The 15,313-nt window shown below is 40.3% G+C and carries 15 protein-coding genes and 1 tRNA gene; 6 read left to right on the plus strand and 10 right to left on the minus strand.

The annotated features are described in order from the left end of the window. The first annotated feature begins 3 nt into the window (after window positions 1–3). The 6 genes from FTU92_RS03895 to FTU92_RS03920 all read left to right on the plus strand — a co-directional run bounded on the left by FTU92_RS03895 (window position 4) and on the right by FTU92_RS03920 (window position 7,162). Window positions 4–261, plus strand: coding sequence for a DNA-binding transcriptional regulator (locus FTU92_RS03895; RefSeq protein ID WP_004973099.1), 258 nt, complete (start codon window positions 4–6; stop codon window positions 259–261). Window positions 262–497: 236 nt separating this feature from the next. After that, the gene (locus FTU92_RS03900) at window positions 498–1,757 is read left to right on the plus strand and encodes an OmpP1/FadL family transporter (protein ID WP_180095661.1); all 1,260 of its coding nucleotides are present in this window, start codon (window positions 498–500) and stop codon (window positions 1,755–1,757) included. A gap of 549 nt (window positions 1,758–2,306) precedes the next feature. Beyond that, window positions 2,307–4,946: a DNA mismatch repair protein MutS gene (gene mutS, locus FTU92_RS03905; protein ID WP_180095663.1), complete on the plus strand. Its 2,640-nt coding sequence runs from the start codon at window positions 2,307–2,309 to the stop codon at window positions 4,944–4,946. 213 nt (window positions 4,947–5,159) lie between these two features. Further along, window positions 5,160–5,483, plus strand: coding sequence for a ferredoxin FdxA (gene fdxA, locus FTU92_RS03910; RefSeq protein WP_004973093.1), 324 nt, complete (start codon window positions 5,160–5,162; stop codon window positions 5,481–5,483). A gap of 142 nt (window positions 5,484–5,625) precedes the next feature. Further along, the gene (locus FTU92_RS03915; RefSeq protein ID WP_004973092.1) at window positions 5,626–6,345 is read left to right on the plus strand and encodes a D-Ala-D-Ala carboxypeptidase family metallohydrolase; all 720 of its coding nucleotides are present in this window, start codon (window positions 5,626–5,628) and stop codon (window positions 6,343–6,345) included. 151 nt (window positions 6,346–6,496) lie between these two features. Further along, window positions 6,497–7,162, plus strand: coding sequence for an O-methyltransferase (locus FTU92_RS03920; RefSeq protein ID WP_004973089.1), 666 nt, complete (start codon window positions 6,497–6,499; stop codon window positions 7,160–7,162). 180 nt (window positions 7,163–7,342) lie between these two features. On the opposite strand, the gene FTU92_RS03925 is transcribed toward FTU92_RS03920, so the two are convergent. The 10 genes from FTU92_RS03925 to cysS form a co-directional block, all read right to left on the minus strand. Next, window positions 7,343–8,185, minus strand: coding sequence for a universal stress protein (locus tag FTU92_RS03925; RefSeq protein WP_096900923.1), 843 nt, complete (start codon window positions 8,183–8,185; stop codon window positions 7,343–7,345). A gap of 126 nt (window positions 8,186–8,311) precedes the next feature. Then, window positions 8,312–8,938 carry a DapH/DapD/GlmU-related protein gene (locus FTU92_RS03930; protein WP_096900924.1) on the minus strand — a complete coding sequence of 209 codons (627 nt, stop codon included), beginning with the start codon at window positions 8,936–8,938 and terminating at the stop codon, window positions 8,312–8,314. Next, window positions 8,931–9,530 (minus strand): YigZ family protein, encoded by a 600-nt coding sequence (locus FTU92_RS03935; protein ID WP_096900925.1) that lies wholly within the window; start codon window positions 9,528–9,530, stop codon window positions 8,931–8,933. The genes FTU92_RS03930 and FTU92_RS03935 overlap by 8 nt, the downstream gene beginning before the upstream one ends. Window positions 9,531–9,752: 222 nt before the next feature. Beyond that, a complete protein-coding gene (gene lptB, locus FTU92_RS03940; protein WP_004973074.1) occupies window positions 9,753–10,520 on the minus strand; it encodes an LPS export ABC transporter ATP-binding protein in 768 nt (255 codons plus the stop codon). Beyond that, window positions 10,520–11,086 carry a lipopolysaccharide transport periplasmic protein LptA gene (lptA, locus tag FTU92_RS03945; RefSeq protein WP_180095665.1) on the minus strand — a complete coding sequence of 189 codons (567 nt, stop codon included), beginning with the start codon at window positions 11,084–11,086 and terminating at the stop codon, window positions 10,520–10,522. The genes lptB and lptA overlap by 1 nt, the downstream gene beginning before the upstream one ends. Then, on the minus strand, window positions 11,076–11,618 hold the full coding sequence (gene lptC / locus FTU92_RS03950; RefSeq protein WP_004973071.1) for an LPS export ABC transporter periplasmic protein LptC: 543 nt from the start codon (window positions 11,616–11,618) through the stop codon (window positions 11,076–11,078). Before lptC ends, lptA begins: the two co-directional genes overlap by 11 nt. 40 nt (window positions 11,619–11,658) lie before the next feature. Further along, the gene (locus FTU92_RS03955; protein ID WP_004973069.1) at window positions 11,659–12,198 is read right to left on the minus strand and encodes an HAD family hydrolase; all 540 of its coding nucleotides are present in this window, start codon (window positions 12,196–12,198) and stop codon (window positions 11,659–11,661) included. 3 nt (window positions 12,199–12,201) lie between these two features. Next, window positions 12,202–13,179, minus strand: coding sequence for a KpsF/GutQ family sugar-phosphate isomerase (locus FTU92_RS03960; protein WP_004973067.1), 978 nt, complete (start codon window positions 13,177–13,179; stop codon window positions 12,202–12,204). A gap of 403 nt (window positions 13,180–13,582) precedes the next feature. Beyond that, a tRNA-Gly gene (locus tag FTU92_RS03965) sits at window positions 13,583–13,658 on the minus strand. 65 nt (window positions 13,659–13,723) lie between these two features. After that, complete coding sequence (gene cysS / locus FTU92_RS03970; protein ID WP_180095667.1) at window positions 13,724–15,145, minus strand: cysteine--tRNA ligase; 1,422 nt, start codon at window positions 15,143–15,145, stop codon at window positions 13,724–13,726. Window positions 15,146–15,313 lie beyond the last annotated feature (168 nt).

The following is a 15,313-nucleotide window of genomic DNA, read 5'->3' on the forward strand; positions in this document are numbered from 1 at the left end:
ACTATGCATCTGCTTCAACACAGTCATAATCATGTGAATCATACTGTAGAGCAAACGGCTTGTTTGGATTTAGCACAACAGATCATTAAAGTTCGGCAAAAAATGAATATTTCACAAACTGAACTTGCGGCAAAATTGTGTATCTCTGCCCGAACTTTAGAAAGTTGGGAACGTGGTGTTCGTCAACCCTCGAGTTCTGCTCAAGCATTAATTCGATTATTTATTAAATCGCCACAATTTGTGTTAGAAAATTTGGCATAAAGCACTTGATAATTATGAATTAAAGCAATGTAAATCAATAAAGAAGCTCCCAAGGGAGCTTCTTTGGTCAAAAGATTTGAAGCATCATTTTGATATACATATAGAATGAATACCCTTGCTGTTTTCATAGCTCTATATTCAAAAATATAATAAAGATATGAATTTATATTCAAATACAAGAATATAACTTTTCAATATACTGCCACATATATTGTTTTTACTCGATCTATATTCTCATGAAATATCTATCTTCTTTTATCTCAATTGCTGTTATCGCACCTTTGTTTTCAACATCTGCTTTTGCAACAACAGGATATTTCATGCATGCATATAGTGCGAAATCTCAAGGAAATGCAGGCACAGCCATTGCCAATTTTCAGGACAGTCTGACTATTGCAAGCAACCCAGCGGGTTTGAGCTGGTTAGATAAGCGTGTTGATGCAGGTTTAACTATTTTCTCTCCAGATCGTGAGTCTGAAATTACAGGAAATGGTTATGGAGCAAATGGTCAGTATGATGGCAATAGCCGTAAATACTTTGTAATTCCAGATGTAGGTTATGTTCACCCAGTGAATGAACAAGTCACTGCGGGTATTGCGGTTTATGGCAATGGTGGCATGAATACCAATTATAAAAATAATCCTTATGCAGTTTATGATAATACAGGAAGCGCAGGTATTTCATTAACCCAAGCCTTTATTTCACCTGCTTTATCTTGGAAATATGCAGAAAATCAATCTATAGCTTTGGCTGCAAATATTTTATATCAACGTTTTAGCGCACAAGGTTTTGCTGGTGATGTATTTGGTGGTGCTTCGTCCAACGATGCAGCAATTAGCGACCGTGGCAATGACGATTCATACGGTGTAGGTGCACGTATTGGCTGGTCGGCAAAACCAAATGAGAAACTGACCCTTGGTGCAAGCTATTCATCTAAAATTAATGCCAGCCGCTTTAAGAAATATGAAGGTTTATTTGCCAAACAAGGTGATTTTGACGTATCTGAAAGCTATGGTGTAGGTTTAAATTATCAACTTACCCCTGCTTTATCAGTCGCGACAGATTACTTACGCATTAATTATTCAGATGTAGATTCTGTTGGCAATAAACTGGATCAATTATTCGCAAACAATAAATTTGGCACAACACAAGGTCCTGGTTTTGGATGGGATGACATCAATGTCTATAAAATTTCAGCGACTTATCAAGCCTCAGAAAAACTGACTTTACGTGCGGGTTATAGCTATAACGATCAGCCTGTTAAAAATGATCAAACCTTCCTAAATATTTTGGCACCAGGTGTGGTACAAGAGCATTTAAGTGTTGGTGCAACTTGGCGACTCGATGATCAACAAAATGTAAGTGTGGCTTATACACACGCACTCAAAGAAACAGTGCAAGGTAACAACTCTATCCCCGCTGATTTTGGTGGTGGCGAAGCCAATTTAAGCATGAGCCAAAATATTTTGGGCGTGTCATATAGTTTGAATTTTTAAATTCTACATAGCTTGAGTTTGAATAATAGCTTGCCATGATCTGAAAAGATGATGGCTTTTTTTACTTTGATTGTGATGAAGTTTTTCCAAAGTACGGCTTTAGCTAGAAATAAGACCATGCAAAGCATAATGTTACAACATGCACTACTTTCTAAATGAATCCATAGAAAACAATCAAATTTCGATGCTTTTTATAACGATGAATTACACGAAAAACTCAGTAAAATTCAGCCAAATGACACAATAATTTTCACTTTTAACTTCGCAAATCATACATTTTCAACAGCTAAGCTCTTTGAGCTATGCGATATCATTTTTGAAACTGTCGGTTTAGATTTTATGGGCGATATTTTTTATGGCTGTGTGCTCACTAACACACCAGATCAATTGAATATTATCCATTTAAAAGCTTAAACCGCTCGATGTTCGACTCGTTAGAGAGCGAGCAACAATGACATGCAGGTTCACTAATTTGACTAAGATGGCGTAAAATAAGCTAGTCACATACTTACACTTAAATTACGCTTCAAATTAAAGGACTTCAACTGCATGAACATGACAGAAATCATGGCTGATCTATCTTCACACACTCCAATGATGCAGCAATACTTACGGGTGAAGATGGAACATCCACATTCTTTAATGTTCTATCGCATGGGCGATTTCTACGAATTATTTTTTGATGATGCACACAAAGCTGCCAAACTCTTAGGCATTACCCTCACCCATCGAGGTAAAACCAGCGGCAAACCTATCCCAATGGCAGGCGTACCGTATCATGCTGCCGAAGGTTATCTCGCTCGCTTGGTTAAAAAAGGCGAAACCGTGGTAATTTGTGAGCAAATTGGCGAGGTAACAGGCAAAGGTCCTGTAGAGCGTGGAGTGGTACGGATTATCACCCCTGGTACGCTCACCGATGATGCCCTGCTCAACAGTCATCAATCTTCCAACTTGGTCTCTTTATGCTTACAGCAAAACCAAATTGGTATCGCGTTGCTGGATTTAAGTGCAGGGATTTTTAAAGTTCAGCAAATGGATTATTTGCCTGAACAACTCGCGATTGAACTTTCTCGTTTAATGCCAAGCGAAATTGTGGTCGATGAAGATATTGTCGATCCGAATATTATTGAACAGGTTAAAAAGCAACTTGACTGCCCTGTGACCAAACGCCCAAATGTCGATTTCAACCTAAACAATGCGCAAAAAACGCTTTGTGATCAGTTTGCTGTATCGACACTTTCAGGTTTTGGTATTGATCATTTGCCCTTAGCCAAAGCAGCAGCGGCAGCGTTAATACACTACGCCAAAGAAACCCAAAAAACGGCTTTACCACATATTCGCAGTATTCAATTAGAACAAAGCAGCAATTTTATTGCGCTTGATCCTGTGACCCGACGTAATTTGGAATTGGTTGAACCATTATTTGAACACGGCACTTCTTTATTCCAACTGATTAACGATTGCCAAACTGCCATGGGTAGCCGTTTACTGAGTCGTACCTTGATGCAACCTTTGCGTGACACGGCATTGTTAGATGCAAGACTGGATGCAATTCAAGCCTTAATACAAGGTTACCATGAGTCGCCTGTGCGTTTGGTACTGAAAGAAATTAGTGATATTGAACGTGTGCTGAGTCGTGTCGCACTCGGTAGCGCACGCCCACGTGATTTGGTACAACTACGTCAGGCCTGTGCGCAAATTCCCTATTTGCGTCATGCCTTACAGCCCATTGTTTCTGCACAACAATCCGCACTCATTCAAAACCTGAATGAAGAACTGGGCGATTTTCATGGACTGCATCAACGGCTGATGCAGGCAATTGTAGAAAACCCACCTGTACTATTGCGTGATGGCAATGTCATTGCAGAGGGTTTTGACAGTGAACTCGATGAACTACGCAAAATCCGTGATCATGCGGGGCAATTCCTGATTGATTTAGAAGTCAAAGAGCGCCAAGAAAGCGGTATCCCAACGTTAAAAATTGGCTACAACCGTGTCAGTGGTTACTACATTGAACTCACTCGCGCCCAAGCCGAGCAAGCACCTGAACACTATATCCGTCGTCAAACTTTAAAAAATGCAGAACGCTACATCACCCCAGAGCTAAAAAGTTTTGAAGATAAAGTCCTGTCTAGCGAGTCCCGTGCTTTAGCCCGTGAAAAGATGCTATTTGAAATGCTATTGGATGAATTACGCCAAGACATTGCTCAATTACAAATGATGAGCAGCGCGATTGCACAAATTGATCTATTGGCAAACTTTGCCCATCAAGCACGTTTACGCAATTGGGGACGCCCTGAATATAGCCCTGAAATTGGAATTAAAATTACTGCAGGACGTCATCCTGTTGTTGAGGCCTTGAGTAAAACCGCCTTTACACCGAATGATACTTTACTCGACTACAATCATCGTTTGGCAATTATTACTGGCCCGAATATGGGCGGTAAATCAACGTATATGCGTCAAACCGCACTCATTGCCCTACTTGGCTATTGTGGTAGTTATGTGCCTGCCCAAACAGCCGTATTAGGTCCTATTGATCGCGTGTTTACCCGTATTGGTTCTGCCGATGATTTATCGACAGGTAAATCGACCTTTATGGTCGAAATGACTGAGACTTCACAAATTTTACACCATGCAACCTCACAGTCTTTGGTGCTGATGGATGAAGTTGGTCGCGGAACCAGTACCTACGATGGCTTATCTTTGGCATGGGCATGTGTGTTGGATTTAAGCAAACGCATCAAATGTTTATGCCTATTTGCAACGCATTATTTTGAATTGACCGAATTAAGCAAAGAATCTGGGGTGGATAACTACCACGTAACCGCCAAAGAAATGAATGGCAACCTGATTCTCTTGCACAAAGTTCAACAAGGTCCTGCAAGCCAAAGTCACGGTTTGCAAGTGGCAAAATTGGCAGGCATTCCAGCCAATGTGATTAAAGAAGCGCAAAACCGTTTAAGAATTTTAGAAAAACAGCAGCACAAAAATGTCAATTTAGCCGTTCAAGATGACCTATTTGCACCAGCAACAAGCTCAGCTGAACCAGAAGTGATTGAACGTGTAATAGAGGTAGAAAAACCATCACCTGCTTTAGATTTATTACGCAGTATAGATGTCGATAATTTAACGCCACGACAAGCGCTGGAACAATTGTATGCTTTAAAGGAACAATTGAACGCTTAGCCGCTGTTATTTCTAAAAGATTTGAGCTAAACAAAGACTCTCAATTGAGAGTCTTTGTCATTTATAAGTTTTTTTGATGGTTTTATCCCCCTTTTATCAAATTTAGCAGCACTGTCTATATCAAATATCAGTAAAAGCGATTGTTAGTTGTAGTGATTTTTGCCTAAAATAGACTATTCTGAATTAGAACCATATTTTTAGGTAGCTGTCGCCATGACATTTGTTGTCACTGAAAACTGTATTAAATGTAAATATCAAGACTGCGTTGAAGTTTGTCCTGTAGACTGCTTCTACGAGGGTCCGAACTTCCTTGTCATTAATCCAGACGAATGTATCGACTGTGCATTATGTGAACCAGAGTGTCCTGCCAACGCTATTTTCTCTGAAGATGAATTACCAGAAGGTCAGGAAGTGTTTATCGAGCTAAATGCTGAACTTTCACAGACTTGGCCAAACATTACACAAATTGGCGATCAACCTGCTGATCGTGAAGAATGGAATGGCAAACCAGACAAATTACAATACTTAGAAAAGTAAGTTCGTCTTGTTGTGAAAAAGATCAGTCCTGTGCTGATCTTTTTTTATACCTAAAACACACATTTGATTGCAATATTTTCAAATTTTAACCAGCATTTTCGATTAGAATACTGCCACTTTAAATAAATATCTGATTTGCCTAATGAAGAAATTTTTCAAGGCGCTGTTTTCGTTCAGCATTGTTCCCGTTATCTTGGTTGCCTGTAGTTCAACCCCAAACAGAACAACAACGATCACCACGCCCGATGGAAAACGAATTTTCATTCCTCAAGAAAAAATCACCTATGAGCGTCAGGTAGCACCTAAAATTGTGCCTTATTCGTATAATGCATGGGTGGCAGTGAGTGACAATTTACGCCAAGTTCGTGAATATGAACGCTTCTTGGAACACAACGGTGTTGGCAATATTATTCCAAGTTTTGAATTAATGCGTACCGCACGTGACTGGCAACGCTGTGGACGTTCGCAATTTATGATTCCAAGTCGTGAATTGTGGCAAAATCAGGTGCCTACCTTGCGTGTATTTAAATATTTGGTCGCCTCTAAAGTCTTAACTGATTTTGAAGTCACTTCTGTCTATCGAGATTTACCACTGAATCAATGTGCAGGTGGTGCGAACTCATCGCGTCACTTATTTAACTCAGCCATTGATTTTAGAATTGGGCCACAATTCCCGAATGCCGAAGACTATGCCTATATTGAAAGTACCAAATACAGACTGTGTCAGTTCTGGCAGCAATATGGTCAAAGTTTAAACATGGGCTTAGGCTTATACGCTTCAGGACAAATTCATATTGATACACAAGGTTATCGAACTTGGGGGCCAGATTTAAGCCGCCATTCATCTATGTGTAATTTCTAATTCAGTGTTGTTTAGAATTAAATCCTAAAGAGGTCAAATTGACCTCTTTTTTTATTGCGAAATAGATTATCACCTGCTCCATTCCGCGAATAAATTGCACTCTGAGCAGAAAAGTTTACAATGCACACATCGCAACAAAGGTGAGCACGCTATGCAACAAATGTGGACGGATATCGATCACTATATCGAATCACATTTAATTCCCGAAGACCCAATTTTGACGCAAACTTTAGAAAATACCGATGCCAAAGGTTTTCCAGATCACCTTGCAGTTGCGGCAAATCAGGGCATGTTGCTACAAATGCTCATTCAAATGAATCAATGCAAACGTGTGTTGGAATTGGGCACATTCGCAGCTTATAGCACAATGTGGCTAGCACGTGCGCTGCCTGAAGATGGTTATATACTCACGATTGAAGGACGTGATACCCATGCAGCTTTGGGACAGGAAAATATTGACCGCGCTCAATTAAAACAAAAGGTTGAATTAAAAGTTGGTCGTGCTGCAGAAATTCTAAAAGCTCTGCCAGAAGATACTGAAGCTTTTGATTTTATTTTTATTGATGCCGACAAACAAAGCTATCCTGAATATTTGGAACTGAGTCTTAAACTTTCACGCTCAGGTACAATTATCTTTTTAGACAATGTAATTCGTGCAGGGGAAATTTTAAATCCTGACAATCACAAACCAAGCATTGAAGGGATTCGTGACATGTTCAAAGCCATGCAAAATCATTCGCGAATTTTATCGTGCACAGCATTACAAACTGTAGGCAGCAAAGGACATGATGGCTTTGCTTTAGCGATTGTAAAGTAAAGTCCACACAAGGTTAAAAAACAACCTAAAGCAATTTTACATTATATATTATAATGTTACATATACTGTCCATACAGTTATCCACAAATTATGCGGATAACCATGGACAGTCAGCAAGCATTTACATCAGTTCAACTAAACAATCTTTTGAAATGATCTTTTTTGAATCATTTACGATTTTTACTTTGCCACCAACAAAGGAACAGTTGAGTTACGGAAAATATTGGTGGTAATGCTTCCCAAGAAAAATTGGTGAATTTTACTGTGACTAAATGCCCCCAGTACAATCAACTGAATACCATGTTCACGTTGATAATCTAAGATATTTTCAGCCACATCGCCATAACGATATTCCACCACCACATCTAAACCAGCTGAAGTTAAAAAATCTGCAGGTTCATTTAAAACTTCTGGGTGATCACCGACATAGAGCAAATGACATTGCAATAATTTAAGCAAATCACTTTGTGCAATTCGCTTCATCATTTTGATACAAGTTGGGGAATATTCATAAGCAAAAATAAAACGGTTTGGTGCTTTAAAATGCTCTCCGACAGTCATCACAGTACAATTTGCACCACGAATAAAGTTTTCGACATTACTGCCTAATGCCTTATTGCGTTCAGCAGATTTCTCGCCCACACGTCCAATCACCACAATATCTTCTTCGTTCAGCACACTAAAACTTTGTTCTAAAAAGTCGCCTTTTTCTTGAATGTGGGTAGGTACAATGCCGAACTTTTCCTGAATCATACTGGAAATGTGCTGCAATAAATTGTTGCTATAATCGAGTGCTAATTCACTTTGTTTTTGTTCTAATTCGGCTAATTCTTTGAGTAACATGGCATTACTTTCAAAACCAATCACGCCACTAATTTCCCCCAAATGATAACTGGCGGGGTAATAATCCAAAACTTGTAATAACACCAATTCACGTTGAGTTTGTGTTGCAATCCACGCAGCAGCTTCAGCAAGCGCATTAATACAAGGCGAAGAATCAATACAAGCAATTACACGTTTCATTATTGCCTCTCTTACTGCCTTTTGCAGGCTATTTTTTAGTTGTTATTTTTAACTTAACACAACTCGTGTTGCAGGGACATGAAAAAATGTAATGAAGTTTAAAGATTTAGCCTTGCTGCATCGTATTTACTCACGATAACGAATCAATTTGGCAGGGTTTCCTACCACAATTTCCCGCTCCTGAACATCTTTGGTGACCATGCTATTCATACCAACGACTGCATGTGCCGCAATCTTCACCCCATCTTTAACACCAACATGCGCACCTAACCAAACATCCTTACCAACTTCAATGCCCTGTGAACGCACCGCTTGCTGATAAATGGGCTGATCCAAAGCCATGCCATGATCAAATGCATATAAATGACAATATGCTGCGATACGCACCTGATCATGAAGCTTAATTCCAACTCTGCCACCATCTAAAATACAGTGGTGATTAATCGCGACTTCATTGCCAATTTCTAAAGGGCCATGCAAAGTACAATCGGCTGCAATAAAGGTATTATCGCCAATACTGATTTTACGCCCCGGCTCTGCAAAAATATGTGCCAAAGGGGAAATAAAACAGTTTTTGCCAATCTCCACCGTTTCCATTGCCATTAAATAAGCTTGATATTCCTGCTGCCAAGCTTCTGCCCATACACGATGTTTAGGTTTTAATGACCAATATAACCACGGCATGTAGTTTAAACGGTGTTTATGCTGCTCACGGTACTTCGATAATGGATCAGGTGAATTTGCTTCAGTCATCTTGATCATCCTCAAGGATTTTGAGTTGTTCACGCCCACGGCTAATATCTTGTAATTTTAGTTTTAAAGGGTCTATTTGATCGACTTGCATGAATGCCTTTACCAACACGCCTTCGGCGGTGTAGTCTTCGCTGTACTCAATCTGCTGACTATTTAGCTCGTATTGTAAAATTGCCCACTCATTAAAATGACAGGAAAATTGCACGGTCTTTTTTTCAATCAGTTCTATTTTTTCTGCTAGAGCCAAACATTGCCCTGCACATCCCCCATAGGCACGTACCAAGCCGCCTGTGCCCAATTTAATGCCGCCGTACCAACGATTCACCAACACCAAAACATTAGTCAACTCATTGCCTTCAATCGTGGCTAAAATAGGACGTCCTGCCGTACCTGAAGGTTCGCCATCATCATTAAAACGTAATTGATGCCCGATTTTCCATGCCCAACATTGATGTGTGGTAGATGAATCACGCTGCTGTTCCAAAAAAGTTTTTACCGCTTGCTCATTATCTACAGGCACAGCAATTGCCTGAAATCGACTTTTTTTAATTTCTTCTTCAAAAGTGATGGGCGCAGCAATGGTAAATGGCATAACACTCCAGATCAATCAATCAGTTAAATAAAAACTTGATAATTATAACGTGTTTAGCGCTCTAACGTATTTAGAGTTATAGCTTATTTGGACTGATAACCACCATGAAAAAACCTTCTATCCTCAAAGGTATAGAAGGTTAAATAATGTTTACACGACTTTCTGTTCTACAACTTATGCAGTAAGCATACGAAAACCAATAACGGTTAGAACATTCAAGCTTTAAACAAAAAAGTCTTCACCCAAATAAACTTCACGCACAATTTCATTTTCCAGAATTTCTTGCGGTGTACCCTCTGCAATGACTGAACCTTCGCTAACAATATAAGCACGTTCACAAATGGCTAAAGTATCACGGACGTTATGGTCGGTAATTAATACGCCAATGTCACGATCTTTTAAGGTACGAATGATATCTTTAATATCACCGACAGAAATAGGATCGACCCCTGCAAAAGGCTCATCTAACAACATAAATTTAGGGTCTGCTGCCAAAGCACGGGCAATTTCTGCACGACGGCGTTCGCCACCCGACACACTCATCCCTAATGAATCTTTAATATGCGTGATTTTAAAATCTGCCAGTAATTCTGATAAACGCTGCTGACGTTGCTGTTTATTTAAATCTTTGCGGGTTTCTAAAATAGCCATAATATTTTCAGCGATGGTCAGCTTTCTGAAAATAGAGGCTTCTTGCGGTAAATAACCAATCCCCTTACGCGCACGTTCATGCATGGCAAGGTCAGATAAATCCAGTTGATCTAAATGGATTTCGCCTTTATCCATACGCACCAAACCCACAACCATGTAGAAACTGGTGGTTTTACCCGCACCGTTCGGCCCAAGTAACCCGACAATTTCACCACTTTTCATTTCAAATGAAACGTCTTTAACCACCCAGCGCTTATTATAGTTTTTGGCTAAATGCTTAATACACAAAGTCTGCTGACCGTGCTGGACGCTGTCCTGTGCTGCGCTCGTTTGATCCATTAATCACGCGCTCCCGGGAATGATTTTGAACTTGATGGTGGAATCACAATTTTTACACGACCCGCTTCAGAACCAGTTTTGTTCGGTGTACCAATCGCTTCAACATCGCCTTTGTTCATACTATAACGCAAGGTATTACCACGAATACTGGCTCCATCTTGCTCTAAAAGTGCGCCACCCGTTAAGGTGATAATGCCTGTTTCTGCATTGTAAACAATCTTCTGCGCTTGGCCTTTCGCTAGCCCTTTGGCAGGTTCGGTTTTTTGCTGAAATTGTGCAGGTCTACCTGTAGCCGTAATTACACTAATTTCTTTTTTACTGTTCAAATTAGCAACAATAGAGTCAGCCTGTAGCTTCATGGTGCCCTGTTCAATAATCACATTGCCAGTATAAGTCGTTACACCCGAACGCTCACTAAAGGTTGCACGGTCTGCCACCAAGCTAATTGGCTGATTACGGTCAGAAGGAATTGCCCAACTACCTGCCGATGAAAGCACCGCCAAGCCTACAAGTACTGCTTGTTTTATCAACGTTTTAGACGCGGTAAGCTTAGATTTATGGTTCATACTTTCCTCGAATATTAAAAAATTCGTATTGCCCGTCATTTAAATTGGCTTTTAAGCCCTGACTGATAAAATCAGCCTGTGGAGATTGTACAGTCACTTGTTTTTCGGTACTGATTTCACGTGTTTTAGGAAACACATTCAACTCGACTGTTTCAAGCGTCAGTTTGCCTTGAGCGAGTAACTTGGTTGCTAGCACTTGATCTGACAACACAACCTTTTCATTGTCATTAAAACCTTGTGCCTGTTTAGCAAAAAAAGTGGCATCCACCGCGCCCGCTTTATACATAGAGGCATTCAAATTTTCCAGCTTAGAGGTTTTTTGCTGCATGTCTTGCTCTAAACGGTCAATTTGCGCACGCACATATAAATTGCCCTGCTCATCTGTTTGGGTCAGATGAATTTGCTCTGCACTATAAGTCATAGAGCGAGCAGCGTCAGTTTCCAGTTTTTTGCCTTTACCGCTGTAATAGTAATAACCACCACTTACAGCTGCAATTGCAATCGCAGTAACGTATAAAACTTTAGTATCCATAAGTGGGGCTGTAACTCAAACCTTTGAATGTATGACTTAATTAATGAGGGATGCTGAGATATTTTTCAAGTAAGCTTTGGTACACACCTTTGGCGGTTAAAATCATATCGCAGATTTCACGTACCGCACCGCGCCCACCCATGGCCTGTGTGACTAAATCGGCACGACGACGCACTTCAATATGTCCATTTGGCACTGTGACTTTCATCCCTGCAATCGAAAACGCTGAAAGATCAGGCCAGTCATCGCCCATATAGAGACAATCTGCAGGTGATAAACCTAACTTGGCACAGGCTTCCTGCAATGCAGTGCCTTTATCTTCACGTCCTTGGTAGACCAAATCTACACCTAAATCGGACATGCGTTTTTCGACAATATTACTTTTACGACCCGTGATGATAATGACTTTAACACCTGCTTGTTGCACCAGTTTCATACCTAAACCATCACGAATATCGAATGATTTAATTTCATCACCGCTGTTGGTTAAGGTGACAAAACCATCACTTAGAATTCCATCGACATCTAAAACCAAAGCTTCAATATGACGCGCTTGCTCTAATAAAATATAAGATGCCATTGTTTAGTTTACCCCTGCTTGAATCAAGTCATGCATACTGATCACACCAATGACTTTATTGGCATCATCCACCACCACAAACTGATTGATTTTACGGTCACGTAATTGTTCTAAAGCTTCAACTGCACGTGCTTCTTGTGAAATCGTTGCAGGATGTTGAGTCATCACTTGCCCAACTTGTAAATTCACATCAAAGCCCTGTTGTTTATCAATTAAACGTCGTAAATCACCATCGGTGAAAATGCCTAACAAGACGTCATTTTCATCGACAATTGTGGTTAAACCTAGACGTTTGTTTGAAATTTCGTATAACACTTTGTTCATTGGTGTATCTGGTGCAACTTTAGGTAATTCTGTACCGGTATGCATCAAATGTTTCACATGCAATAACAGGCGCTTACCCAAAGCGCCTGCAGGATGTGAACGAGCAAAATCATCGGCAGTAAAACCACGTGCATCAAGTAACGCTACAGCCAATGCATCACCTAATGCCAAGGTTGCAGTCGTACTTGAGGTTGGTGCTAAACCAAGTGGACAAGCTTCCTGAATATTGCCTAATGTTAAAGCGACATCAGCATTTTGTGGCATCGGCCCGCGATCATCACCGCTAATTGTGATTAGAGGAACTTCCAGATGTTTGATGAGTGGCATCAACATCATAATTTCATCACTTTTGCCGGAGTTGGAAATGGCAATTAAAACATCACCCCGTACCAACATTCCCAAATCACCATGCCCTGCTTCACCCGGGTGCATAAAGAAAGACGGCGTGCCTGTAGAGGCAAACGTCGCAGCCATTTTACGACCAATATGACCTGATTTTCCCATACCTGTGACCACAACACGCCCTTTGCAATGCAACATGATTTCGCAGGCACGGCTAAAACGCTGATCAATTTGCGTCGCCAAGACTTGTAATGCTTGTTCTTCTATTCTTAAAGTGTCTAAGGCTACAGATTGGAAATCAATGGTATTTGACATGTTTGGCATTCAACGTTCAACTTAAATTGAGTATTTTCTACACCTCAATAAAAGTGATTTATTGAAGCACATTTAATTTTCGCAATTTTAGCATATCTATGCAATTCTACACTTTGATTCTGCGTGTGTTTTTTGTTTTAACGCATTTTTGTATGCTGTTTTAATTAACTCGCTTTTTGACTCGAGTTTCAAATGAAAAACAATCATATTTGAGCTTAGGCTATTTATTTTATTGATTCAAAGTTGCAGATAAAGCTAAAGATAGAACTAGCTCAGAAGCATATTTCAACGAAAATGCTCTAAAAATTATGGATCAAACCCATCTATAAAGCTGACTGCAAGCAAGCTGTAACAAACAGCCATAAAAAAACGCTTATCTTTCGATAAGCGTTTTTTAAAATTTTGGAGCGGGAAACGAGACTCGAACTCGCGACCCCAACCTTGGCAAGGTTGTGCTCTACCAACTGAGCTATTCCCGCAATATGGAAGTGAATTATAGAGAATTTCATACAACTGTCAACTCTCTATGCTCCCAAGTGCTCAATTAATCAGCACGACGCCATACTGTACCTTGACGGGTATCTTCCAAGACCACACCTTGATCGAGCAAAGACTGACGAATTTCATCAGCACGGGCGAAATCTTTGGCTTTTTTGGCATCCTGACGTTGCTGAATGAAGTCTGCAATGGCTTGTTCAGATAAACCTAAAGCGTCCTGACCAATATCAGACTTCAGGAATTCATCGACATCATGCTGCACCAAACCTAAAATATTGGTCAAATGACGCAAAGTCGAATAGTACACCGCCGCCTGATCTGCCTGCTGCTCTTTTACCGCACGGTTCAGCTCTTTATTCACTTCAAACAGCACTGCAATTGCTTCGGCTGTATTAAAGTCGTCTCGCATTGCGGCATTAAAACGTTCCACCAAAGCCTCATCTAACTGCTCAACTGTTTGCGTACCGTACGCTTGTTGATAAGCTTTAAATGAGTGATAGAAACGTGATAATGCGGTTTTGGCTTCTTTGAGTGCTACATCGGAGAAGTTTACAGGGCTACGATAATGCGATGACACAATAAAGTAGCGGATCACTTCAGGATGGAATTTTTCCATCACATCACGAATGGTGAAGAAGTTACCCAATGACTTCGACATTTTTTCGCCATCGACATTAATAAAGCCAACGTGCATCCAGTAATTTACATACTGCTCACCTGTTGATGCTTCAGACTGGGCAATTTCATTTTCATGGTGTGGGAACATTAAGTCTGAACCACCACCATGAATATCAAAATGATTACCTAAGCAGCAAGTCGACATCGCAGAACATTCAATGTGCCAACCCGGACGTCCATTGCCCCACGGCGAAGCCCAAGATGGTTCATTTTCTTTGGCATGTTTCCACAAAACAAAGTCAAATGGATGCTTTTTGTCGACTTCAACATCAACACGCTCAGACGCGCCCGCCTGCATGTCTTCTAGCTTGCGACCTGAAAGACGGCCATATTTGTCAAATTTTTCAACCTGAAAATAAACATCGCCATTACTTGCAGGATAAGCTGTGCCTTTATTGACCAAATTACCAATCATATTTTGCATTTGATCAATATATTCAGTGGCACGTGGTGCAGCATCAGGTTCAACACAGCCTAAGTTTGCCGCATCTTCATTCATGGCTTGAATAAAACGATCTGTTAAAGCTTGAATGCTCTCGCCATTTTCATTGGCACGTTTAATAATTTTGTCGTCAATGTCGGTAATGTTGCGGACATATTTCACATTCCAACCTTGACTGCGCAAAAAGCGAATGATGTAGTCAAATGCAACCATAACCCGCGCATGCCCGATATGACAGTAATCATAAACCGTCATGCCACAGACATACATGTCGATATGTCCTTCTTTACGCGGAACAAATTCAACTTTTTTTCGTTGCTCTGAGTTATATAGAACAAATGGTTGCATAGGTTTTCAAAATAGGTCTATTAAAAGATGCTCCATCTTAACCTAAGCATTATTTTTCATAAAGTTTTTCGATGTTTTTATTATGTATGTGTCTGTGTGAAGAGAATATCGCGGATGATCCAAGCCTTCTCCCGAAGGAGAAGGAACTTTTTAATACCTGTACTTAGG

The sequence above is a fragment of the Acinetobacter sp. YH12205 genome (assembly GCF_013418125.1).
GTDB classification, from domain to species: domain Bacteria; phylum Pseudomonadota; class Gammaproteobacteria; order Pseudomonadales; family Moraxellaceae; genus Acinetobacter; species Acinetobacter towneri.